Here is a 24577-nt window from a genome sequence, read left to right on the forward strand (position 1 = left end):
AGGCCGTTCAGAACGAAAAACCGATGTTGGTCAACACGTAGGCATACGACTTGGTATCGACCAGTGCGGCCCCAATTAGCTGGTACTGCTTGCGTTGAGTCACGTACCCATCCGCGTCCAGCAGGTAGGCGTAGTAGTCGCCATCGAGTGAACCCTGCCGGGTGGCAAGCGTGACCAGGTGCTTGCTCGGTTTGCCAAAAATCCGCAGGTAGGCATCGTGTTCATTCACGCCTATAACGTTCAACGGGTAGTTATCACTCAGCATTGGACCACTTCCTGGTTGACTGTAGCTAAATGTTGTTTCAATACTGCTCGACACACCCGTCGATTCCGTCGCCCTACTCATATCGCCGTCAGCGTTATAGTCATATAAAAACCCGCCAACACAGCTATTTTTATTCTGGCAAGACGATAACTGGCCCTTCGCATTGTAGGTAAATTTCCACTCCCTTACGTAATGAGACGGCGTATTGTTATTGATAACCGTAATCTCTTCAGCGGACTCGGTGCAGCGGCCGCTGCCATTGAGGGTAAACGTTTCATCACGAAGTACGATTTTTCCCTGGTGGGAAAACGCTCTGATTTTCCCAGGGCTGTAGGTGTAATCCGTCTGGATACTCAATCCACCCCGTATGGGGGTCGTTACCTGTAACAGTCGGCCATTGTCGGCGTATGTCAGCGTCGCATCACCATAGTGGGCGAGTTTATGAACTTGAGGGATACCTGCTTCAATGACATCATTCACGGCGCCCGACCGGGCGCTGCCCACTGGCTCTGGGGTGAGAAGGCTGTCTTTCTCGCAGGAAGTCAGACTTAAGGACAGGGCCAGGACAAGGCCAGGGGTAATTTTTTGAAACAACGTGTTCATGGGTACTGTGTGGTTTTTACTTGAAATAGAGTTGATCCCGGAGGTACCGGGGCATTACGTTTGTAATTGTGTGGCAAAGGTGGCCTTCGTCCGGGCTGCCAGGCAAAAATTTTACCTTGAGTAGCTACCATTAGTTCGTTGAACCGTAGTTAACGGAAGATGAGTTGTTTTGGGATTACTGTCCGTCTTCCGCCGAAATGGCCAGAGCGATTATTGTTTGAGCAACTTTATGGTCTGACTCTGTGTCGGGCTGCTCACCTGTAACAGGTAGGTGCCCGGCGCGTGATTTTCCAGACTCATCGATTCCTGATGCGACGAAGCCTCCACCTGGATGTGTCGATCCGTAATTGTTCGGCCCTGCAGATCCACCAGCCACAGCCGAACTAGCTGCCCACTGGCCCCCTCGATAGCGACACTGAAATCCTGCTCGATCGGATTCGGATACACAAGAGCCTGCCAACTCACTTCTCCTTCCGTTAGCCCCCGGCGGCCACGGCTGCTGGGCACATCTCTATCGTTGGGCGAGGTAATAAGGGTTATATCAACTCCCACGGCCACAAACTGGTCGGGACCATGCGTCAGCCCGTAGAGGTGAGACGAGACGGTGGAAGAGCGGGGTGTCCAGCCATAAGCTGTTGGTGCCGTATAGAGTTTACCATCGAGTGAAACCGCCACAAACTGGCCGTTAGCAAATACCACATGATTAAAACGGGCAGTTGGATCAGCCGTGTAATGCGCCCAGTTAATACCATCCATTGACCAGCACACCAACCCGTCGTAGCCGACTGCCACCCACACGCCCTTCCCATAGGCAACACTCTTTAATTGCTGGGTGGTGTTTGTACTCCGGACCGTCCATAGCATCCCATTCGAGGAGGTGGCAATGGCGCCATACTGTCCCACTGCCACATACAGCCCATTGGCGTAGGTAATACTATTGTATTGGGAAGTTTGGCCGGTTGGACTCTGAATCCATGTTTTTCCGTCGGTAGATCGGACGCAATAGCCCTTATCGCCAACGGCGACAAACCATCCACCGCCGTAGGTAATTCCCCGCAGGGTTTGCCCAAAGTTGACACTGCTATAACTCCAGACTTTCCCGTCGGCCGAGGTTTGTATGATCGCATCCTCCCCTACGGCGACAAACACACCCGCCCCAAAGGCGACGTCGTAAAAACATTTCCCACCGCCGGGCAAGTGTATGGTTTCGCCAATTCCATAATGCTGACCATCCACGGAGGTAAGTGCTACGTTGGAGCGGAGCGAGCGTTTCTCTTCGGATGGATACTCGCCCACGGCTACATAACGCCCATTACCATAGGCCACCCCGTATAAATTAAGCGCTTTCTCCACGATTGGCCAATTCCAGTTTAGTCCTGTCGATGAATAGCCCATACGGCCTTCGGGTCCCACAGCAACAAACTGACCATTACCGTAATGAGCTGAAAGAATAGACATTTCAGAGCCCGACGAACTGGCGGTCCAGTTCTTACCATCACTCGATGTGAGCATATCCTCATCAGGACCACCGATGGTGAGTACATACCGGCTGGTTACCGGGTTATAAAAAATGCCGATATAGTAAATATATTGACCAGCAGGATAATAGACATGTTCTTGTTTACTCCAGCTTATTCCATCCGTTGAGGTCAGGATTATATCGAATAACCCGATAGCCACCAGTTTCCCGGTTGGGTTAGCCGCTATTTTCATCAGCGACTTGGTTGTTCCTGACTGTTGCTCGGTCCAGATAATGCCATTGGGTGTGGTTCTGATCAGCCCATCATCGCCAACCACTACAAACCGTCCACTCGCATAAACAAGATCATTAAAATCGGTGGTGGTGCCGGTTGTCAGGGTTGTCCAGTGTATACCATCCGCTGAGTTGATCGCCCTGCCTTGGTCGCCAACCGCCATAAACAGGCCGCCACCATAAACAACCCTATCCAGGTGTGTGCTGAGACCCGAAACCTGTTTCACCCAAGTCAGGCCATCGACCGACGTAATTACCTTCCCCGACGATCCCACTGCGACGAACAGGTTTTTTGCATAGATAACGGAAGCTAACCAACCATTCGATTGGGAGCTCTCGACCTGCGTTTTCCAGGCAACACCGTCGGTAGATACCCGAATAAGACCCGCGTCGCCAACGGCTACGTATTTACCCGCTCCATAGGCGACAGCGCGTATATCAAAGTTCGGTCGGAACTGACTGTGCTGCGTCCACTTGGTTTGAGCGTTGGCTCTCAGCAAATCGGAAAGCAATATACTGATAACCAGGAAATTACGAAACCATCTGAGGCTGGCAGCTGGTGGCCTGTGTAAAACAGAGGATGGTAGAAAGCATGGATTCATAATAATGGTTGTAAAAACTGATCGTGTGTGAATCATGGGTAAGTGAATGGTGAAAGAAGGCCAATCGGACAGCCTTGTACGAGTGCAGCCGATTGGTGCTACAAAAGTGGGGATTGGCCGCCCTGGGGGTCAAAAATTATAGTATGAGTTGTGCGTTTTAGCTAGTTCACTCGTAGACTGGGGAAGTTGACCTGTTTGGCCACTCGGCGAGCCTGAGCGTGTAAGCAAAGGGGGCAAAGAAACCGGCGCGTTGCCACCAACCACGTAGTGGCCGAGTTGAAAGATAGACCGGTCAGGGGTAAACGGGCCGGCCAAAATTTAGCTGGCCCAGGCAGATTCTAGTATAGCTTGGGGCGTAGGCTGTAGATTTTGATGCGTCTGGCCGGACGACGCTCCCCTATCTATTGAGTGGATAGTCAGAGTAGAGGTATCCCTACTACGAAATGGGTGGCTGTTTCGATTACCTCTACGGGCCGCTTGCTCAGATACCCATACAACGATTTTAAGCTGGCTAGCCCCTGTTTGTTCGACGTTTCCACGAAGTCTTTCTTCTGCAGCGTGTTCATCACAAATAGGGTATCATCGGCCGTGTATATCCGGATATACAGGGGACTCTCGTCCTCAAGAATGTTGTGCTTAATGGTATTTTCCAAAAGGTTCTGGATCGTAACGGGCACAATTTGAGCGGTTAGATATACCGGATCTATGTTGACACTAATTTGTAACGCCTGGCCAAATCGGGCTGTCTGCAGATCGATGTAGTTTTGGGCAAAGCTCACTTCATCCTGCAGGCTGACGAGTTCCTTATTTTTATTTTGTAAAATATACCGGTAAATCACCGATAGTTTTCGCAGAAACACCGAGGCCTCTTTTGGCTGCGTGATAATCAGGCTGTTGAGCGACGTCAAACTATTGAACAGAAAATGAGGATTGAGGTGGTTGATGAGATTTTGGTATTGAATCTGGGCTTTGTCGCGCTCCAGCCGCGTCGTCTGAATCTGAAAATGATGCAGCCGGGCAGTTTGCCGGATACGATGCCGGTAAAACCAGTACGTTAGACTCAGCAACAAGGCTAGCAGGATAAACCTGAACCAGCTCGTATTATAGAGGGCGGTGTCGATATGGATGGGTAAGCGGGTTTCGCCCGTTTCTGTTTCACCAGCTACCGCTTTGACCCGGAATATATAGTCACCGCCCCTTATCTTGGTGTAATTGACCTGCGTTTGCCCGTTCGCTTCGTTCCAGCCATCATCATACCCTTCCAGTTTGTATAAATATCGGTATTTAGTGGTGGCCGACAGGACACTAAACTCAATCGCAAATGTGTTTTCGTCAACTTTCAGGTGGACGGGAAGCGTGTTGCTATAGAGCGTCCGGATCGTATCGGGCAAGAGAATGCGGTTGAGCAATACCGTCTGGTGTACGGGCGAGCGGCCCAGGTTCTCGGGCTTAAACTCCACTACGTGTCCTTTCTGAGTCGACAGTATATGCCCATTGCGCATGGGAAACAGGTATGAATCGTACCGAATGGTGTGTTCATTAATGGGTAAAGTAAAGTTGAGTACCAGTTTTTTAGCCTGGGTAATCACGGAAAAGACATTGACGTCAGCTACCCAGATATTGCCGAAACGGTCGGGTAGCGCGGCTGTTGACTGGCTGAGTGTCATCGCGTCATTTTCAGCCCGAATCAAATCCTGACGCCGGAGCGGGTCGTACTGGACCAGACCATGCATGGTGGTTGCCATCAAAAAGCTTCCATCCCGATCTTCGGCCAGCGAATGAATCGTGTTTTCATAGTCGGTCTGCCGGGTGTCGGTCACCCGAAAACATTGCTGCTCGGGAACAAAGCGGGCAAAGCCTTCAGGATAGATGTCGAGCCATAGCTCCCCCCGTCGATCGAGCAGGGATTGACGAACCAGAAACCGTGGGTCCTGATTTGTCGACTGAATGGGGTAGACCTGCCAGCGCTGAGTGGGTATATCATAGGCAAACGTGAGTTTACCATCGCCAAATACCCAGTACCGATCCCCCTGAAGCCGAAAAGAGCGCAGGTAAACCGACCTGGCCTGGGGAGGTAACGGAATTTCCCGAAATTGATACGTTTGGGTATTGAAGCGGTAAATTGCATGGTCCGAGCCAACAAAAAGCTCGTTTCCGCGCCGACTCAGCCCCGTAACCGGCATCCCCCAGGGGTACTTAGCTGTGCGATTGGGCAAGCGATATACATCGAGCCGGTTTGTAGACGGGACGTAGTGCAACAACCCTCTTATCGACGAACCCAGCCACCACGATCCGTCTGCTTCTTCGGCGAAGCTGATAATTCCGCGCTCATCGGACAACGCCGGAAATAGGGCTGACAGGTCGTAGACGTCATATAGTGTTCGTTCTGTGTTCGTATAGGCAATTCCGTTGGCAGTACCCAGCCAGACCGATCCGTCGGGATGCTGCCAGCCGTTCCAGTTGAAATCTGAACCCAGAGAGGTCGGCTCGGCTTTCGCCTGACTCAGGTTCGTCACCTGGTCCGTCTGCGCATCCATATAAAACGACCGGGCATCCCACGTACTCACCCACAGCTTGTGCCGCCTGTCAACAAAAATACTGGCCACATAAAAGTCTTCGCGATCCCTTGGGTTCGTCGGCTTAATGCGCTTACTAACCCGCTGGTGTTGCAGATCGTAGAATACAATGCATTGATCCGTGTGATCGGCAATCAGCAGGCAGTTGCCATCAATGGCTAAGGCGGAGACGTCATTCGGCGTAAAAATGGATAGCTTTTTGGGATTTTTCCGATAGGTCGTAAACTGCCGCCGGACCGTGTCGAAGTAGCGAATGCCGTGAATCTCCGCCATCCAGAAACCAGCCTGGAACGGGTCTTCGACCAGGCCGTTAGGTAAGGTACGGATGTCTCCCGTGCTGTCGGTAGGGTAACAAGGGAAATACTGCACCGCACCGGTTTTTGTTTCATAGCAGAACAAGCCCCGATTCCGACTCGTAAACCACACGTCTCCTGCCCGGTCACAGCGAATATTTTTACAGATGCCCAGCGGCTGGTTCTGAACGGTCGTGATATGCCGAAACTCGCCGGTAGCCTTGTTGAAACAGCTAATACCATTCTCAAAAGTGGCCCAGATATGGCCTTGCTTATCTTCGCAAAGGGCATAAATCTGATTATTCAGCAGGGAGCGCGGGTTGTTACGTTGGTGACGAAACCGGACAACGTGAGTACCATCATAGCGATTGAGGCCGTTGGTAGTACCCACCCACAGGAAGCCATCGCGGTCTTGCTGGAAACAGATGACCGTCTGCAACAAAAGCCCATCCTGCTCCCGAATGTGACCAAATTCAAAATGAACGGGGCGCTGTTGAGCGGCCACTGGTCCGGCCAGGAACGCCAGCAGCCCGGCCAGCCAACAACAGACATGGATTATTGTTCCAACCATTTCTTGAAAGAAGGGGCCTTGTCGCGGCTGATGTCGATAGAAACCTGATGATTGGGTGTTTTCAGAACGAGGAGAAGTTTCAGATTCGCCAGCCCCTTCACGCTCTGTACCGCGTTGATATTGACCAGGCAGTGACGACTGGCGCGGTAAAACTGACTGGGGTTGAGCAACGATTCAATTTCATCGAGTGTCGCGTAATCCAGAATGTAGCGTTCCCCGGCATTGGTGATCATAAAGTTTAGTTCATCCCGCAGAATGTACGCAATGTCCGTTACCCGAACCGGCACCCAGCTATTGCGGGCGTTGCCTAAAAAATGTTCTTTATAGGTAGGCTTGCCGATGGCGGGTATACGTAGGGCATCCAGTAGTTTCTGGACATCGAGGGCAGTCTTGTTGTGGCTTTTGGTTAAGGAACGGGCTTTGGCAATGGCCAGCCGAAGTTCGCCCCAGTCGACGGGTTTGAGCAGGTAGTCAATGCCGTTTACTTTAAAAGCCTGAATGGCGTACTCATTATAAGCCGTGGTAAAAATGACAGGGCACGTCAAAGTAAACTTATCGAAGATAGTAAAACTGATTCCATCGGAAAGCTGAATGTCGGCAAAAATCACGTCGGGCTCCGCATTCTCGGCAAACCACCGCAGAGCCGTTTTTACGCTACCAACGGTGCCGACAATGGTAATGTTTGGATCGACTTCAGCAATACTGGCCGTTAGTTCGAGGGCCACCAGTTTTTCGTCTTCAATAATGAGGGCATTCATGGCAGAAAGGTTCTATCGGGGAAATCTAGCCTAAATCTTTCATTTTCAGCTATCCCTTACAAGTTTTCAAGGGTGAGACGTAGTGAATTCAGGTTTAATGACGCAAAACTACGCTCGAAGCGTGTAGCCCGGGTCCGGTGCGCATCAGGCCCGGTTACGCACTACTGAACAGCCAATACCAACGAGTCGTGAAAGAAAAATTGGCAACATTTGCATTTATTCAGTCATTTGTTTCGTAACTACTAAATGATCTATTGAGGATCTTACCATGACGAATCAACAACTTCAGCTCGTTCAACAAACCTGGAAACTCCTGCGCGAGGTAGACCCAACCGTGCTGGGAGACGTCTTCTATGGGCAACTGTTCAGAACTTACCCGGCGCTGCGACCGATGTTTACGGGCTCGATGGACAGGCAGTATAAAAAGTTCATTGATATGTTGAGTATCATTGTGGCTCGTCTTGACCGACCCACGATCGTAGCGCAGGATATCAGCCAGTTAGGCCGTACGCATACAGGCTATGGTGTAAAGCCTGAACACTACGTGGCCGTTAAAGAAGCCTTGCTGTGGACGCTAGAACGAGGGTTGGGAAATGACTGGAACGGTGCCGTACAGCAGGCCTGGGTAGCGTGTTACGACGAGCTGACCCAATTCATGTTGGAAAATGGTTAGCCCGCCCGTTCTCGGACGGCGTGCCCCTAAACCTTGTTTTGACAGTCGTTTTGTACCAGTTCAAAAGTACATTAAAATACGGTGGGACCACTTTTTGGGAAATTAGTTATAAGGCGACTTTGTTTAGTACATGGACAATAAAGCGGCATTTTCCCCCTTTCAATAAATGGGCACTAGAGCGAATGCTTGATACGCCAGGACCGCTGTTGATTTTTATGATTGAAACTGCCCTTCCTACTGGATATCCATCTGATAAACAACTCTGGCAACGGTTTAGAGAAGGGGATCACGTGGCCTTTGAGTGGATCATTGCGCATCATTACACTGGTTTATTTCGTTTTGGCACTCGATTTACCAAAGATATTGGCTTGATTGAGGACTGCCTCCATGATATGTTTGTGTACCTGTGGGAGAAGAGGGCGTCGTTAAGCCCCACCGATTCCATTCGAAAATACCTGTTCAAATCCTTCCGGCATAAAATGTTGCTGGAGTTACAGCGGGTCTACCGTCGGGGGTGGGTAGATGAGGAGGAAGCTGCCGGGATGGCCCCGGAACAAAATTTCCAGGACGTACTATTCGGCCTGGAAAAAGAGCAAATGACCGCCCACAAAATAAAAGAGGCCATCAATAACCTGCCTGTTCGCCAGCAGGAAGCGCTGTACCTGCGCTACTTCGAAGGGTTAGATGTTGATCATATCGCCCAGATCATGAACATCAACCGTCAATCGGTCTCCAATCACTTACATAAAGCACTGACGCACATTCGGGAAAACTGGGAAGATTTCACTATTCCTATGTTGATTTTATGCTTTTCGGGCTGGCTTCCCTAATTCCTGCAAAAAGATTTAAAAAAAGTTAAAAAACGGAGGGTATATTTTTTCACCTGGCTAATTGTCTGTATAAAGAGCAGATAATTAGTGCTATTTGATGAAAACATTTAACCATTCGGAGCTACGGGATTTCCTTGAGGATGAGTCATTTCGGCTATGGCTGCTGGGCAAGTCCACTCCCGAGATAGCACACGAATGGGAGCAGTTCCCGCTAGTATACCCCGACAGAGCCGCTACGTTTAAAAAGGCCCAGGAAACGCTGCTGGCCATTCAGGGTGATACGTTTGCGTTACCCTCCTCAACGGTCCGGCAGAATATTCAGCAAATAATGCAGGCCACCGAACAGGTACCAGTCAGGCAGCTTGTGCCCTGGTACCAGGCAATGCGGTGGCAATGGGCTGCAGCCGCCATGCTGCTGCTGGGGATAAGCTGGTTTGGCTGGCAACACAATCAGCCGGGTGTCGATACGTCCACGCGAATTTACCAGCGATTGGTCGCCAGGGCCCAAATGCCTTTACAGGAAATCACGAATACGTCTTCCCGAAATCAGCTGGTCATGCTCTCCGACGGAAGCTCGGTGTTGCTTCAGCCCAACAGCCGCATCAGTTATCCGAAGCAGTTCAATCAACAGAGCACACGGGAAGTTTATCTGGTTGGTGAAGCTTTTTTTGAGGTCGCTAAAAATCCGGAGAAGCCATTTTTCGTGTATGCCGACAATCTGATCACCAAAGTACTGGGGACCAGCTTTACGGTTCGGGCCACCGGAAAAAATCAGGTAAACGTGATGGTGAAAACCGGAAAAGTGTCTGTTTTTACGCGCTCCGATAAAGAACGGGTTGAGAAGCAGGAATCGAAACAACTTATTGGTTTAGTGCTGACGCCGAATCAGCGGGTGCAATTCAATCAGGACGAGAACCGACTGCTGCGATCGCTGGTCGAGTCACCAACGTTACTCGATATGCCCATTCAACAGGCCATGTTCGCGTTCAGTGATACGCCCGTTAGCAAGGTTTTTGCGTCACTGGAAAGAGCATATGGGGTCGAGATTGTTTTCGACGCTGACGTCATGAAAAACTGCTATCTGACGGCCTCGCTGGATGATGAACCTCTCTTCGAAAAGCTGAATATGATTTGCCAGACCCTGGACGCCCAGCACGAACAGATGGACGGTAAAATTTTAATTAGTAGTAAAGGGTGCCCATAAAATTACTCAACTCAATTGCTTAGCCTATGACCGAAAAAACACGTAATGAAAACCCAATAAAAAAGAGTCAGTAATGCGTCAACATCACTGACTCCAGAGTTATTCCCCACTTGCTCTCTTCGAAAAAAGCACCCCCTGGCAGGGTAAGGGAATTTTATTGCCGACATAAACCGACAACTAACCCAAAAGTATGAGAATTCGAATAAAAAAGCAGCACAGGCTGCTCAAAATTATGCGAGTCAGTTTTTACCTGTTTTTTGTGGTAACGACGTTTGCTTCAATGGCACGGGCGCATGATACGTATGGTCAGGAATTACTTAATCGGCGTGTGAGCCTACAGCTCGCTAACCTGACGGTTGAACAGGCTATTACCCGCCTTGGTAAAGAAGCTGATGTGAAGTTCATGTATAATCCCCGCATCTTCACTCAGCAACGGATCGGGGCGCTGACCTTCAGGAACGAGAAGCTTTCCGACGTACTCGATGCGATTCTGGCACCCGTTTCTATTTCGTATGAAGTAGGGGGCAAAGCCATTATTCTGAAACGGGTGCCCAACGCATCGGAGGTGCCAGCTGGAAGCGGCCCAAACGTCGAAAAACCCGTTCCGCCCATTACCGTCACGGGCCGGGTTCTCGATGAGAAAGGCGCTGGTTTGCCCGGCGCTACGGTGTTGCTGAAAGGAACCAGCAACCTCGGTACCGCAACGGACGCCGAAGGACGGTTTTCGCTGAACGTACCCGACGGAAATGGAACGCTGGTTATTTCGTCGATCAGCTACACCACGCAGGAGGTGGCTATCAACAACCGCGCAACGCTGCCTGATATTCAACTGGCTTCGGATGTGAAATCACTCAATGAAGTGGTTGTCGTCGGTTATGGTACACAGCGGAGAAAAGACCTGACGGGGGCCGTGGCCGTTGTTAACGTAGCGGAACTTCAGCAACAGCCAACCTCGCAGATAACCAACCAGTTGCAGGGCCGGGCGTCGGGGGTTACGGTTCTCGGGTCGGGGCAGCCGGGGGAAGCTCCTCAGGTCCGTATCCGGGGCTTGAATACGTTTGGCAATAATCAGCCACTCTACGTTGTCGACGGCGTACCAACGCAAAACATCAACGACATCAACCCGAATGACGTAGCGTCGATGCAGGTACTGAAAGATGCCGGTTCGGCGTCGATCTACGGGTCTCGGGCGGCCAACGGCGTGATAATTATCACGACACGGCGCGGAAATGGGAAAGTAAAGGTGCAATACGACGCGTATTACGGAACCCAGATCCCGAAAGGGGGTAATGTGTGGGACCTGCTCAATCCACAGGAAACGGCACAGCTGAAATTCAATGCGACACGGAATTCCAATCCGGGTGTTGCCATCAACGACCCGCTGTATGGAAGTGGCACGACGCCGGTGCTGCCGGACTACATTGCCCCACAGGGAGCACACGAAGGCGATCCGTCCGTTGACCCGTCCCGGTACAATGTCAATCCGAACTACACCAACCAGGATCAGTACAATGCATTTTATCGCATTACCCGGGCTAACAAAAGCGGAACGGACTGGTTCCACGAGATTTTCAAACCGGCGCCGATCATGAGCCATAACCTGGCCGTTAGCGGAGGGGGCCCACAGGGCAACTACCTGTTTTCGTTCAACTATTTCAACCAGCAGGGTACACTGATCAACACATATCTGAAACGGTACACGATTCGATCGAACAGCCAGTACAACATCCGGGAGAACATCCGGGTGGGCGAAAATCTGGCGTTTTCGGTATCAGATAACCCGCGGGTAAATGCGTTGCAGGAAGGAAGTGCCATCGGGATAGCTTTCCGGGAGCAGCCAATCATACCGGTCTATGACATCATGGGCAACTATGCCGGTGGCTTTGGACAGGGACTGGGAAATGCCAACAACCCGGTGGCCATTCAGCAACGGACCGTCAACAACCGGGGGCTGAGCAACCGGCTGTTTGGAAATATGTACGCCGAGATTGACTTCCTGAAAGATTTCACGGCCCGCACCAGCTTTGGGGGCGAACTGTTCATGGGTAATTTCCATTCGTTTTCATTCCCTACCTATGAAAACCAGGAAAACACGCCAACGAACGCCTATACCGAAAATACTTTCAACGGGTCGAACTGGACGTGGACCAATACAGTGCAGTATCAGCACAACTTCAACAACACACACGATCTTAAAGTACTGGTAGGCACGGAAGCGTATCAGAATCAGGGCCGGAACGTGGGCGGAACGACCCAGAGTTACCTGTCGTTCGATCCAAACACGACCAACCTGTCGACCGGTTTTGGCACGCCGACCAACTACAGCAACAACTACCGCGATGCGTTGTTTTCGCTGATCGGCCGGGTCGACTACAGCCTGAAAGACAAATACCTGCTTGGCGCCACCATCCGCCGGGATGGCTCGTCGCGGTTCCTCAACTATCAGTATGGCTGGTTCCCGGCGGTGAGTGCGGGCTGGCGGATTTCGCAGGAGTCTTTCATGAGTGGGCTAACCTGGCTGAATGATCTGAAAATTCGCGGGGGCTACGGGGTCATGGGAAACCAGTTGAATGTCGATGCGGCAAACTCGTTTACTACGTATGGCCCCGATCGGACATCGTCTTTCTACGCCATTACGGGGTCTAACCAGTCGAATTCAGCGGGTGTTCAGCGGACCCGCATCGGCAACCCGGATGCGCGCTGGGAAAAGAACATCAACGCCAATATCGGGTTCGACGCCAGCCTGTGGAAAGGGAAACTGGACCTGACGGTCGATTACTACAACAAACAGGTGCGCGATCTGCTGTATACGCTCGAACTGGCCGGAACGGCGGGTCTGGGTACCGCCCCGGCTGTCAACGTGGCCCGGATGCGAAACCAGGGACTCGACATTGCCGCGTCCAGCTCGATCAACGTAAACCGCGATCTGAAACTGACCGGTACGCTGACCTTCACCACCTACAATAACAAAATTGTGTCGCTGGCGGAGGGAATCGATTATTTCGATCAGGAAGGTCGCCGGTTCAACGGTAGCTACATTGTTCGCAATGCGGTAGGCCATTCGATCGGCCAATTCTACGGCTACAAGACGGCTGGTTTCTGGAATTCGCAGGAAGAAATCAATGCGGCCAATGCCCAGGTGCAGCAAAAAACCGGCAATGCCAGTGCTGTTTACCAGAATGACGTAGCGGTAGGTCGTTTCCGGTATGCCGATATCAACGGGGATGGTCAGATCACAGAAGCCGACCGGACGTATCTGGGTAATCCGAACCCGAAGTTCAGCTACGGCCTGAATCTGGGCGCTTCGTATAAGAAATTCGACTTCAGCATTTTCTTCTACGGAACGCAGGGCAACGATATCTGGAACAACGTCAGATGGTGGACTGACTTCAACGCGAATTTCCAGGGAGCAAAAAGCCAGACGGCTTTGTATGACTCCTGGACGCCGGAAAATCATAACGCCAAAGCCCCGATTCAGGAAACCGTCGGCTCGTTCAGTTCGGCCAGCGTTCCGAACTCCTATTTCGTGGAGAATGGTTCGTATCTGCGGGCCAAAAACGCCCAGCTTGGCTATACCCTCTCGCCAGCTACCCTTAAAAAACTGGGTATCGAGCGGCTGCGGGTGTATATACAGTCGGCTAACCTGTTCACCATCACGAAGTACTCGGGTCTGGACCCTGAAATTGGCACAACGGCGAACACCAACAACAGCTCGGGCGGCAGTTTGAATCAGTCCTTCTCTAACACGACCTCATTTGGTATCGATGAAGGGGTTTATCCAAACCAGCGCCAGTTCCTGTTCGGCCTGAATGTGACGTTTTAATACGTATTAACTCGACAAATCATGAAAATACCACAGTATATCGCAATCCTAGCCGTTACGACCGTTGGATTGACGTTCAATGCCTGTAAAGAAAGTCTGGACATACCGGCTCAGGGTGCGCTGAGCGGAGAAACACTGACCACCCTTAGCGGGCTGGATGCGTTACTTACCGGCGCGTATGCGGCTCTGGATGGTCAGTACAATAACGGATCGGCCCTAAACCTGGCGAGTGGCAATGCCTGGGAGGCCTCCCCCAGCAACTGGGTATACGGCAGCATTGCCGGTGGCGAAGCCCACAAAGGCAGTGATGGTAGCGACCAGCCCGCTATCGATGCCATTGCCAAGTTCACGGCGGATGCCAGCAACGGGTATTTCAACAGCAAATGGCGGACGGTTTACGAGGGCGTGAACCGAGCAAATACGGTCCTGCGGGTACTGTCGCAGTCGACGGGCATACCCGCTGCGAACCAGACCAGCATTGCCGCACAGGCTCGTTTTCTGCGGGCCCATTATTACTTCGAACTGAAGCGGATGTGGAACAAAGTGCCCTGGATTGACGAAACCATGGAGACATCGGAAACAAGTTCGCAAGCCAATACGGAGGATATCTGGCCCAAAATTGAGGCCGATTTCAAGTATGCCGCCGACAACCTGCCGACTACACAGTCGGATATAGGCCGGGTAAATAAATGGGCCGCCACTACGTATCTCGCCAAGACGTATCTTTACGAGCATAAATACGCGGAGGCAAAAGCGCTATTCGATCAGGTAATCAGTTCGGGTGTTACCAGTAATGGCCTGAAGTATGCGCTGGTAACCAGATTCCACGACAACTTCGACGCGGCTACGGAGAATAATTCAGAATCCGTTTTTCAGATTCAGATGGTGGCTAACGACGGAACAGGCACTATTGCGAATGCGAATCAGGGCGACATGCTGAACTTCCCGTATGGGAACAGTCCCTTCCGGTGCTGTGGTTTCTTCCAGCCTTCGCAGGATCTGGCTAATTCCTACCGGACCGATGCCACCGGGTTACCGTACCTGAATGAGTACGACAATCACCCCGTGAAAAGTGATCAGGGCATTTCATCTGATCAGCCCTTTACGCCGGATACGGACCCGCTGGACCCTCGAATTGACTGGACTATTGGCCGCCGGGGTATTCCCTATCTGGATTGGGGTAACCACCCCGGTGCCGCCTGGATTCGGAGCCCGGGGCAGACGTATGCGGGACCTTATTCACCGAAGAAGAACATTTATATGCAGGCTACCCAGAATCAGTACTCTGATCAGCATTCCTGGGCACCGGGCACGGCGATCAATTACAACGTCATCCGGTATGCCGACGTATTGTTGATGGCTGCCGAAGTAGAAGCACAACTGGGTAATCTGGAGCAGGCGCAAACGTATGTAAACCAGGTACGGGCACGAGCGGCTAATCCGGTGAATTTCGTATATAGGTATGCCAATGACGCTGCGCCCCTGTCAGGCTACTCAACGACGCCCGCAGCCAATTACAAGATTGCCGTTTATCCGGCGGGCAAATTCGCCAGTTTAGGCAAAACGGGGGCATTGAACGCGATTTACTTCGAGCGCAAACTTGAATTAGCGACAGAAGGGCACCGCTTCTTCGACCTGGTACGCTGGGGCATCGCAGAACCAACCCTGAATAACTATTTTGCGTACGAAGGGACCATAACGACGGATATTCGGGGAGGTCGTTTTGTTGCCGGAAAAAACGATTATTACCCGATCCCACAGCGTCAAATCGACCTAAGTACGTCGAGCGGCAAGTCGTCGCTGACGCAGAATCCGGGGTATAATTAATCTGTCTTATCAATCAACTTTTGCCAATAAAACTTCCCGAAAGTTTAAACTTTCGGGAAGTTTTGATTTAGGAAATACTCAACTCATGCGAAGCCTATTATTTCTCTTTCACTACGGTTGGCTTTTGGCTTTGTTGAGTCTGGCCAGTTGCCAGTCCAGCACGGATTCGTCGACGACCGACAATGACCCGACGACTGCTGAAGGCGAGAAATTAGCGCAGCAACATTGTAGTACGTGCCATTCCCTTGTCACACCCGACGCACTGGATAAAGAAACCTGGAGCAAGCACGTCCTGCCCGCAATGGCGCCCAGGCTGGGGCTGGAAGTCTGGCAGAAAACACACTATTATCAACCGCCCAATGCTGCCATATCCCAGGCAGACTGGACAAAATTGGTGGCTTATTACGAAAAACTCGCACCCGAAAAACCAAAAAAAGCGACTCCACCAGCTCCATTAGTCAACGATTGGTCAATCTTCAACCTGATAAAACCGGCTGAAATCAAGCGCGAAATTGCGACTACGACGATGGTCGCTATTGATTCTACGAATGGTCAGATTTATACCAGCCAGGAAACCGATCCGGCTCTCTATCAATGGAGTGCTGCGTTGAAACCAACCCTGATTCGAACGTTGCCCTCGCCCGCTGTTCAGGTAGATTTTATCCGTAACGGCACCGGTTCTCAACGAGCGATGCTAACCTGTATTGGAACGATGCTGGCTGTTGATAAGCCGTCTGGTGAACTACTGGAAATGGGGTTAGAAAAATCCACTACGTCAGCACCCGTTACGTTAGCCAGTCAACTCCCCCGCCCTATTCAATCGACTGCCGGTGATTTTAACAAAGACGGCCTGACAGACTGGATCGTTTGCGGATTTGGGCATAATTCGGGTGGATTATACGGGTTGAAGCAACGAGCCGATCACCATTTTGAGAAAGTTATTATTAAAGATGTACCCGGCGCTACACAGGTAATTCCGGGCGATTTCAACCACGACGGCTGGCTGGATTTTATGGCCCTGTTCGCTCACGCCGATGAGGGTATCTGGTTATTTACAAACGATCAGCAGGGAGGTTTCACGGATAGAAATCTGCTCCGTTTTCCGCCTGTTTATGGCTCAACCAGCTTTCAGTTGGTGGATTTCAACGAAGACGGACGGCTGGATATACTGTACACGTGTGGCGACAACAGCGATTATTCGCGGGTTCTGAAGCGGTTTCACGGTGTTTATCTCTTCACCAATCAGGGCAATAATCGCTATAAGCAGACCTACTTTTATCCGATTAACGGCTGTACCAAAGCCGTTGCCGATGACTTTGATCAGGATGGCGACCTGGACATCGCTACCATCGCCTTTTTCGGTGATTTGAAAAAGAACCCCGCCGAAACGTTCATTTATTTTGAGCAGAAAAAGACATTGGATTTTATTCCCCACACAGTTCCCGTCAATGCCTATGGGCGCTGGATCTGCATGGACGTAAAAGATTGGGACCACGATGGCGATCTGGATATTGCGCTTGGAAATTACGCGCAGGGGTTTCTGAATGAAGTCGGTTTCACCCCAAACTGGAATGGTTATCTGCCATTCATTGTGTTACAAAATAATACATACTCATCGAAACAGAAAGGAGCCCTGTCAGCCAGTCTCAGGTCACGCCAATAGGTAATAGTCTGATTGCCTGGCTGTTCGATTCTATCGGCGTAACACAAAAAAGCCCCAATGGTTGGAGACCATCGGGGCTTGAGACGCTTAATGATTTATAAACGCGGTATATCTCCTTTTATTGTGTACCGTGAAACAGAAGCTACTCTATTTATCACTTTATTTTTCTTCCGGAAGCGAGATCCGTTACCGAATAGGGCGTTTAGAATTCCCTATTAATCTGGACGTATCATTCTTGTGTCGAATCGCCACCTATCTCTCCTGATTGCACCGCTTTCAAAGAACGTATTTGCGGAACGTAGCAAATACCTGGTTCATACCCACGCGACTACCGGGTGAATCCACAGCGGCCTGGTTTTCGCTTAAGCACAGAATGAATGGATGATTTCCCCTTTACCCATACAAGTAAAATATATGAAATTAGGCAATCAGGCTGCTCATTAGCCAAAAAGCCTTTATTTCTATGCCAAAGACGTTAAACAAATACGTTGATCGCCTGTTTATAATATAAACAAAACATAGAATCAACGGTATGAAAATCGCCATAGAAAAAGGACAGGATAAGACATTACTGGAAGATGGCCAGCAAACGGTAACCATCACAGATATTGAGGAAGGATCGAGCGAATACAAGGGCATTCCGTTTTTTGCGGTTCGGTTCGAAAATGAGGAGGGTTATATCTCGCACCGCTTTTACCAGTCCCCGGCGGGCATGCCAGCGATCATCAGTTTATTTGATATGGCAGGCATCGAAGCCAAGGCAGGAAAAGAGCTGGATACCAAACAACTCATTGGTAAAGAAATCACCATCGAGGTGGGCGAACGCTCTTACAACGATCCTGAAACAGGCAATGAACGAACGTTGAAACAGGCCATCAACTTCCTGGCCAGCTAAGTAAAAGTCTATTAAGTAAACAAATAAGTCCTGGCGATGGCCAGGACTTATTTGTTGTAGCCAACGTTACTCCTTTCAGCGATACGTTGATCGGTTTCTGGCTGGTGCGCAGCCAGTTAGATTTCGAGGTAAATTCATTGTTCCGACCCTGGAAATACCCTTTTAAAAGGGTATTTCCAGGGCATTTCTCTTCCGAATCGCTTCGTCGGTTCTGGGAATAAAATTTTCCCTTACGTTGACTTCGGCATTGGCTTGAACTTCCTCAATAAACGGACGCAGGTTTTGATTGTACTCCAGAAACGCCAAGTCAAAATCCCCATTGTGTTTTTCCAACGCATCGGCTACGGCAGTCGCTCCACACATTGCCAACGATGCCCCCATTCCCGCAGCGGGCGAAGCGCAATAGCCTGCATCGCCCACCAGCGCCACTCGACCTTTTGTCCACGACGGCATTTTTATCTGGCAGAATTTATCGAAATAAAAGCGTTTCGAATGCCGCACTTCGTCCAGTAATTCTTCGGTTCGCCAGCTTAACCCGGCAAACTGTTCCAAAAGGATTTTCCGCTGTTGCTCCTCATCACGATAATCGTAAGGAATTTCTTTCTCTGAATTGAAACAAAAAATGATGTCGGTTTTATTGTTGTAGGCATTCAGCATAATACTCTTGTCTGGCACACCATACATTTGCATTGTTTTCTGTTTGACCAACAATTTGTTTACGATGACAATCGAGAAATAGGCTTCCAGAAAATGGCTATACTCGACTTCGTGGCCAAACCAGATTTTCCGTACAGCCGAATGGATTCCGTCGCAGCCAAACACCAGGTCAAATGGCCGCTGCAAACCGGTTTTAAACGTAGCGTTTATAGCGTCTTTTGTTTCGCTTAAGGCCGTGATGCTGTTGTTGAAAACAAACTCAACATCGTCTTTCAGTTCATCGAATAAAATACGCACAAATTTATCCCGTTCAATTTCGATGTCATCATTGGGAAATTCTTCACCCTCGTTTTGTAGTACGATCGAGCCTTCTGTACCATCATCGGCATTTTTAAATTCTATCCTTTCTACAGTCAGCCGGTTTGCGTTTAACTGCTCAAAAATGCCCATACGCTTAGCGGCATCTGAGGCCGGCCCTTTTATATCGACAGCTGCCCCGGCCGTTCGGGGTTCGTTTGCGATGTCAACAACCGTTACCTGGTAGCCTAACCTGTTCGTCCAATAGGCCGTAGAAAGTCCGGCCATACTTGCACCCGAGATGAGCACTTTTTTCTCTTTTGCTGATTCCATTTTTATACGCGTTTATCTGACGGTGCAAAGGAACATCGCCTGGAAAGAGTGGAAAACAGCAATACGACGTAAGTATTGGACTAATCGAGGTTTTTGTTTCGGAACGCTAGCGCAGTCATTCCGGTAACTTTAGTAAACAGTCGGGAAAAATAAGGGTAATCATCATACCCCAATTCAGTAGCAATTTCTTTTACTGATTTTTTGGAATAATAAAGCAGGCGTTTCGCTTCTAAAATAATACGTTCCTGTATGTGATATGAAACGGAATAACCGGTTGTGTTTTTAACACATTCGTTTAGATAAGGGGTCGATATATGGAGGGTTTGAGCGTATTGCGTCGGTTTTTTGATCGTCCTGTAATTACGCTCCAGTTTTTCCCGGAAGGCTTTGGTGACAACCTCAAACCGGGACAGTTTGTCAGCTGATTTCGACTGCGCTAAATATTGGGAGATCACGAGTGCGATCAAGGCGTTACAGCTGTCTTTTAGCAGGGAATGGCAGAGTTTGTCGTTTTTTCGTCCGCCAAATTTGATGCAAAGCGATACCGTTTCGGCAAAAAGAGAAAACGTTTCTTTGTCCAGCGCTAGTGGCTTTGCAGGTCTGATCTCTTCTAGCAATTTCAGGTATTCAGGATTCAGCTTTTCATTGTCGATGGCCCAACTGCTAACAGTAACATCGTTTGTGGTTACCGTACTATGCACCTGATCCGGATGAATGTAAATGACAGACGGTGCCTCGATCGCGTACTTCTGAAAATCGACCTCAAGGTGAACGGTTCCGCTTTCGAGCAGGAAGAACGAATGGCGGTCGTGCCGATGGGCTGATGTTGCCTCCTCTCCCCCGTTTAAGGTTGCCTGATCCGAAGCGAGTAAGTCGTTCATAGCTAATCGTTCGATGGAAATAGCTGCGCCGAACTCGTTCGTCATATAGTTTACGGGGATGGATGTAGTTTTTTTACGCATTGTTTTCACTATCAGATGGCCATACCATTGAGGGCACTTCGCTAACCTTTTGGGTCTGTACACTGCATGGCCCATTTATCAAACGTAGCCATAGTTTTGTCATTAAATACAGACACAATCACTTGATTGATAGTAAATATAGTCAGAGCAGGGCAGCAATCCAGTTAACAGCTAGTATGGTAAATTCACTTCGTTCTAAGGACTTTCTAATAATTGATTAAGCCCATTCTAAGGCGGCCCGGCGTCTTTTGGTTGATGGCAACCCTGACTTCAGGACTCAGGCAGCCTGATCACTCGTCTCATACGGTCGCTCATTTTGTTCACGCCAGTAGCCCTGAACGATTGGTTTCTCAAGCCTGGCAGCTTGGTCAGATGATCCGAAAACGGATTAATATCCGGGAATTTCTGTTATATGAGCAGACAGTCCATCAACGATACTCAATTTATGAAAACTATTCAAAATCAACTCGATATAAACAGCCGGACGCTTGGCGTTACGTTTTCTCCAGACCATCAGGCCAAGGTGGTTCTATGGGCTCCGCTTGCCAAACAGGTAGCCCTGACGGTGAATGATCACGCTACCAACTTTCCCCTGACAAGCGATCATTCGGGGTACTGGCACCTGGAAACCGATCAGCTGAAACCTGGCGATACGTATACGTTTGTGCTTGACGATGAGAAGGTATACGCCGATCCGGCCTCGCTGTTCCAGCCACAGGGTGTGTATGGCCCTTCTCAGGCGGTAGATACAAACAAATTCTACTGGGAAGATTCCTGCTGGGTTAACCCACCCCTCGATGACTACACGGTATATGAACTCGACGTACGTAAGTTCAGCCCCAAAGGGACGTACGACGCTGTTGTCAGACAGGTGGGCCAGTTGAAAAAACGGGGCATCAACGCACTATTGATAAAGTCCGATTCATCGATTGCCGCTTCGCCGAACGAGTTGTTCCTGTATGCCACACCCGCCAGCTACGGCGGACCTTATCAGTTGCATCACCTGGTTAATGCCTGTCACTATGAAGGCATTGCCGTTATTCTGGATATAAACTATACCGAGATCAGCAAGCAGAATGCCTATCTTAAGTTCCACCAGTCCAACCGACAAAAGGCGAGTCAACGTGAGTCAACCTTTGCTACTGATAGCCATCGGGGAGCTGGGCGTCGATACGTCATTGACAGTGCGCTGATGTGGTTCCGTGATTTTCACATTGACGCCCTCCGGCTGAATGCGGTGTATACTTTACCCGATTCTGAACAAATTTTAAAGGAGATCCGGGCCTATACGGATCAATTAACAGACCAAACCGGTACTCACTATTACCTGCTGGTCGAGCACGAACTGGCGAACAAACCGTTTATCGGCAATACGGCTACGCAAAATACGCCACAGGACAGCGAGCCCCTACCCGTTTCAACAAACGAAAATCCTGGCAGTTATTACCCTGATAATCAATTGACTAAGATCCCTATTAACACCTACCGGGAGGACTGTATGTACGACGAATATTTCTCATCCGTACTACGTGAATTATTTGGCCGACAGGCTCAACCTGGCAATTCGGGGGAGATTCTAAGGAGTTTCTAAGATTTACTTAAGCCCCTTTTAAGGCGTTGATGCGTATATTGTGAGAATACACTGGGCGCTCAGTAGCGCATCAACGCCATGCAGACGTTTAAATCCTCGTTTAAACGATTACTTATTGTTTCCTATCGATTGCCATTTTCCATTCAACAGACGGATGAAGGACCCGAACTCCACCAGAATTCGGGTGGCCTTGTTTCCGCCGTGTTGTCGATGGCCGAACAGATGGGGCCGTCGCAGGAAAATTCAGCCACCAAAATTCACTGGATCGGGCATGGCGATACGTCGTTGCAGCAGATTAACGCAGCGGCCCTGGAAAACGATACGTTCGTCGCGCACCCGGTCTTTATGGATGAAGCCGTTCACAAGGGCTTTTACGAAGGATTTAGCAACGACCTGATCTGGCCTCTGTTTCACTACTTCCCCTCCTATGCGTCTTTTAAAGAACACGATTTTGAGAGCTACAAACAGGCCAACACCCGCTTTCTGGAAGAACTGACCGCTTTGATCGAACCCGGTGATTTGGTCTGGATTCATGATTTTCAACTGATGCTACTGCCCGATTTGCTGCGGCAGGCCATGCCGGACATCACCATTGGCTACTTCTTTCATATTCCGTTCCCGACTTACGAAATCATAAAACTGTTGCCCCGAACCTGGCGGCAGGCGCTCATCGAAGGGATATTGGGCGCGGATGTCGTTGGTTTTCATACGACAGATTATGTCCAGCATTTCCTGCAGAGTGTGGCGGAGGTGCTGAGCCTGCCCATTATCAATCAACGTATCGTTTTACCCAACCGCTCCACCTTTGTCAAGGACTTCCCGATCAGCATTGATTTTAATAAATTTAATATAAGCGGACAGGATACCGAGGTCATTACGACTCAGCAACATTACAAGAATTTGCTCCGGCACAACAAAATTATTTTCTCAGTGGATCGGCTCGATTACACGAAAGGGATTACCTCCCGATTGCTGGGGTACGAACGCTTTCTGCTTCAGCATCCAGACTGGCACGACAAGGTGACTTTTGTTATGACTGTGGTGCCATCGCGCGATAAGATCGGGCAGTATCAGGAACTTAAACGGGAGATCGAAGAGACGGTCGGACGTATCAATGGGCTGTTTGGCACCATCGGCTGGCGACCAATCGTGTACTCCTATCGGTCGCTGACATTTACGGAGCTGATGGCGTTATACACCGCCTGCGACGTTGCCCTGATCACGCCGGTGCGTGATGGCATGAACCTGGTTTGCAAGGAGTTCGTAGCCAGTCGTCATGACCACAAAGGCGTGTTGATTCTGAGCGAATTAGCGGGAGCTGCTCAGGAATTACCCGACGCCATCATTATTAACCCAACCGACACCCAGGAAGTGGCCGATGCTATCCTACAGGCATTACTTATGCCGCTGGCCGAGCAGGAAAAACGATTGGTGCAGATGCGGATGCATTTGCAAAACCACAACGTTTTCCGGTGGAGTCACGATTTTCTTACTGCCCTCAACGATATGATCAATAACCCAACCGACCTGGAAACCGACCTGCCTATTCTGCCATTTATTGCTACGTTTACCGACGCTCGGAAGCGATTACTTCTGGTTGATTTTGATGGAACCCTGGCGCCTATTGTCAATGATCCAGCCGACGCCCGCCCTTCCGGAGACCTGCAAACCATATTGATAAATCTGGCCGACAGCAGTGACGTAGTGGTCATCAGCGGTCGGAATCGATCGTTTCTGGAGAAGACCTTTGCGGGCATTCCCGTTCACCTGGTGGCCGAACATGGGGCTTTTCTGAAAAAACCGGACCATCCCTGGGAGCGGCTCGATTTATCGACCGACGACTGGGTCGATCCGGTGCGTTCAACCATGAATTACTTTGTGGATCGCTTTCCCGGATCGTTTCTCGAAGAGAAAGAAACGGCTATCGCCTGGCATTACCGCATGGTTGAGAGTGATGATATTGAAGGACAGGCTATTGATCTGTCAACGCAGCTACGTCGGGTGGCATCGTCCATTCCACTAACGGTTATTCAGGGCAACAAAGTCGTGGAAGTGAAACCCGCTCAACATAGCAAAGGGACGGTTGCGCTCACACTTGTTGATCAAAAGCCCTACGATTTTATTGTCAGCATTGGCGACGACACCACCGATGAGGATATGTTTCGGCAGTTACCAAACTGGGCGTATACGATGAAAGTAGGCCCCGGCATGTCGTTTGCGCGGTATCGACTGGCCCGGCAACAGGACGTCGAAATACTGCTCAGGCGCATGAGTGAAGCCCTGGTTGCCGTCTGATCCAGAACCACCGACCATAAAGAAGCCAGTGTTCTTAATCACTGGCTTTGGCGTTACCTGATACGTATCGTTTTTGAGTCCATGGCTTTCATTCGGAACCGTGGCA

15 protein-coding genes are annotated in these 24577 nt (G+C 50.1%); 9 read left to right on the forward strand and 6 right to left on the reverse strand.

Translation table 11 applies throughout. The features are described from left to right. Positions 1-7: 7 nt before the first annotated feature. The 4 genes from ACYVEA_RS00580 to ACYVEA_RS00595 form a co-directional block, all read right to left on the reverse strand. A complete protein-coding gene (locus tag ACYVEA_RS00580) occupies positions 8-868 on the reverse strand; it encodes a hypothetical protein (RefSeq protein ID WP_461111344.1) in 861 nt (286 codons plus the stop codon). Between the two features lie 210 nt (positions 869-1078). Further along, complete coding sequence (locus ACYVEA_RS00585) at positions 1079-3223, reverse strand: T9SS type A sorting domain-containing protein (RefSeq protein WP_461111345.1); 2145 nt, start codon at positions 3221-3223, stop codon at positions 1079-1081. A gap of 416 nt (positions 3224-3639) precedes the next feature. Beyond that, positions 3640-6663, reverse strand: coding sequence for a sensor histidine kinase (locus ACYVEA_RS00590; RefSeq protein WP_461111346.1), 3024 nt, complete (start codon positions 6661-6663; stop codon positions 3640-3642). Further along, positions 6648-7421, reverse strand: coding sequence for a LytR/AlgR family response regulator transcription factor (locus tag ACYVEA_RS00595; protein ID WP_461111347.1), 774 nt, complete (start codon positions 7419-7421; stop codon positions 6648-6650). The genes ACYVEA_RS00590 and ACYVEA_RS00595 overlap by 16 nt, the downstream gene beginning before the upstream one ends. A 268-nt stretch (positions 7422-7689) precedes the next feature. On the opposite strand from ACYVEA_RS00595, the gene ACYVEA_RS00600 reads away from it, so the two are divergent. The 7 genes from ACYVEA_RS00600 (at position 7690) to ACYVEA_RS00630 (ending at position 18336) form a co-directional block, all read left to right on the forward strand. Continuing rightward, a complete protein-coding gene (locus ACYVEA_RS00600; RefSeq protein ID WP_461111348.1) occupies positions 7690-8094 on the forward strand; it encodes a globin domain-containing protein in 405 nt (134 codons plus the stop codon). A gap of 182 nt (positions 8095-8276) precedes the next feature. Then, positions 8277-8924: an RNA polymerase sigma factor gene (locus ACYVEA_RS00605; protein WP_461111349.1), complete on the forward strand. Its 648-nt coding sequence runs from the start codon at positions 8277-8279 to the stop codon at positions 8922-8924. Between the two features lie 97 nt (positions 8925-9021). Beyond that, positions 9022-10128 (forward strand): FecR family protein, encoded by a 1107-nt coding sequence (locus ACYVEA_RS00610; RefSeq protein WP_461111350.1) that lies wholly within the window; start codon positions 9022-9024, stop codon positions 10126-10128. A 190-nt stretch (positions 10129-10318) separates the two neighbouring features. Beyond that, entirely contained in the window at positions 10319-13951 is a 3633-nt protein-coding gene (locus ACYVEA_RS00615) for a SusC/RagA family TonB-linked outer membrane protein (protein ID WP_461111351.1), read from the forward strand. Between the two features lie 21 nt (positions 13952-13972). Beyond that, positions 13973-15778: a RagB/SusD family nutrient uptake outer membrane protein gene (locus tag ACYVEA_RS00620; RefSeq protein WP_461111352.1), complete on the forward strand. Its 1806-nt coding sequence runs from the start codon at positions 13973-13975 to the stop codon at positions 15776-15778. Between the two features lie 85 nt (positions 15779-15863). Then, a complete protein-coding gene (locus ACYVEA_RS00625) occupies positions 15864-17441 on the forward strand; it encodes an FG-GAP-like repeat-containing protein (RefSeq protein ID WP_461111353.1) in 1578 nt (525 codons plus the stop codon). Positions 17442-17973: 532 nt separating this feature from the next. Next, on the forward strand, positions 17974-18336 hold the full coding sequence (locus ACYVEA_RS00630; RefSeq protein ID WP_461111355.1) for a hypothetical protein: 363 nt from the start codon (positions 17974-17976) through the stop codon (positions 18334-18336). Between the two features lie 162 nt (positions 18337-18498). On the opposite strand, the gene ACYVEA_RS00635 is transcribed toward ACYVEA_RS00630, so the two are convergent. Together ACYVEA_RS00635 and ACYVEA_RS00640 are read right to left on the reverse strand one after the other, a co-directional pair. Continuing rightward, positions 18499-19623: an FAD-dependent monooxygenase gene (locus ACYVEA_RS00635; protein ID WP_461111357.1), complete on the reverse strand. Its 1125-nt coding sequence runs from the start codon at positions 19621-19623 to the stop codon at positions 18499-18501. Positions 19624-19703: 80 nt separating this feature from the next. Next, positions 19704-20549, reverse strand: coding sequence for a helix-turn-helix domain-containing protein (locus ACYVEA_RS00640; RefSeq protein ID WP_461111359.1), 846 nt, complete (start codon positions 20547-20549; stop codon positions 19704-19706). Positions 20550-21030: 481 nt separating this feature from the next. Between ACYVEA_RS00640 and ACYVEA_RS00645 the strand changes: the two genes are divergently transcribed. Together ACYVEA_RS00645 and ACYVEA_RS00650 are read left to right on the forward strand one after the other, a co-directional pair. Beyond that, the gene (locus ACYVEA_RS00645) at positions 21031-22176 is read left to right on the forward strand and encodes an alpha-amylase family protein (RefSeq protein WP_461111361.1); all 1146 of its coding nucleotides are present in this window, start codon (positions 21031-21033) and stop codon (positions 22174-22176) included. 78 nt (positions 22177-22254) lie between these two features. After that, the gene (locus ACYVEA_RS00650; RefSeq protein ID WP_461111362.1) at positions 22255-24471 is read left to right on the forward strand and encodes a bifunctional alpha,alpha-trehalose-phosphate synthase (UDP-forming)/trehalose-phosphatase; all 2217 of its coding nucleotides are present in this window, start codon (positions 22255-22257) and stop codon (positions 24469-24471) included. The last annotated feature ends 106 nt before the right edge of the window (positions 24472-24577 follow it).

It is taken from the genome of Spirosoma jeollabukense (assembly GCF_054777855.1).

What these genes read in the sequence shown, in the direction of transcription:
- ACYVEA_RS00580 (WP_461111344.1), bottom strand. Translation starts at nt 868, where the DNA reads ATGAACACGTTGTTTCAAAAAATTACCCCTGGCCTTGTCCTGGCCCTG.
- ACYVEA_RS00585 (WP_461111345.1), bottom strand. Translation starts at nt 3,223, where the DNA reads ATGAATCCATGCTTTCTACCATCCTCTGTTTTACACAGGCCACCAGCT.
- ACYVEA_RS00590 (WP_461111346.1), bottom strand. Translation starts at nt 6,663, where the DNA reads ATGGTTGGAACAATAATCCATGTCTGTTGTTGGCTGGCCGGGCTGCTG.
- ACYVEA_RS00595 (WP_461111347.1), bottom strand. Translation starts at nt 7,421, where the DNA reads ATGAATGCCCTCATTATTGAAGACGAAAAACTGGTGGCCCTCGAACTA.
- ACYVEA_RS00600 (WP_461111348.1), top strand. Translation starts at nt 7,690, where the DNA reads ATGACGAATCAACAACTTCAGCTCGTTCAACAAACCTGGAAACTCCTG.
- ACYVEA_RS00605 (WP_461111349.1), top strand. Translation starts at nt 8,277, where the DNA reads ATGCTTGATACGCCAGGACCGCTGTTGATTTTTATGATTGAAACTGCC.
- ACYVEA_RS00610 (WP_461111350.1), top strand. Translation starts at nt 9,022, where the DNA reads ATGAAAACATTTAACCATTCGGAGCTACGGGATTTCCTTGAGGATGAG.
- ACYVEA_RS00615 (WP_461111351.1), top strand. Translation starts at nt 10,319, where the DNA reads ATGAGAATTCGAATAAAAAAGCAGCACAGGCTGCTCAAAATTATGCGA.
- ACYVEA_RS00620 (WP_461111352.1), top strand. Translation starts at nt 13,973, where the DNA reads ATGAAAATACCACAGTATATCGCAATCCTAGCCGTTACGACCGTTGGA.
- ACYVEA_RS00625 (WP_461111353.1), top strand. Translation starts at nt 15,864, where the DNA reads ATGCGAAGCCTATTATTTCTCTTTCACTACGGTTGGCTTTTGGCTTTG.
- ACYVEA_RS00630 (WP_461111355.1), top strand. Translation starts at nt 17,974, where the DNA reads ATGAAAATCGCCATAGAAAAAGGACAGGATAAGACATTACTGGAAGAT.
- ACYVEA_RS00635 (WP_461111357.1), bottom strand. Translation starts at nt 19,623, where the DNA reads ATGGAATCAGCAAAAGAGAAAAAAGTGCTCATCTCGGGTGCAAGTATG.
- ACYVEA_RS00640 (WP_461111359.1), bottom strand. Translation starts at nt 20,549, where the DNA reads ATGACGAACGAGTTCGGCGCAGCTATTTCCATCGAACGATTAGCTATG.
- ACYVEA_RS00645 (WP_461111361.1), top strand. Translation starts at nt 21,031, where the DNA reads ATGAAAACTATTCAAAATCAACTCGATATAAACAGCCGGACGCTTGGC.
- ACYVEA_RS00650 (WP_461111362.1), top strand. Translation starts at nt 22,255, where the DNA reads ATGCAGACGTTTAAATCCTCGTTTAAACGATTACTTATTGTTTCCTAT.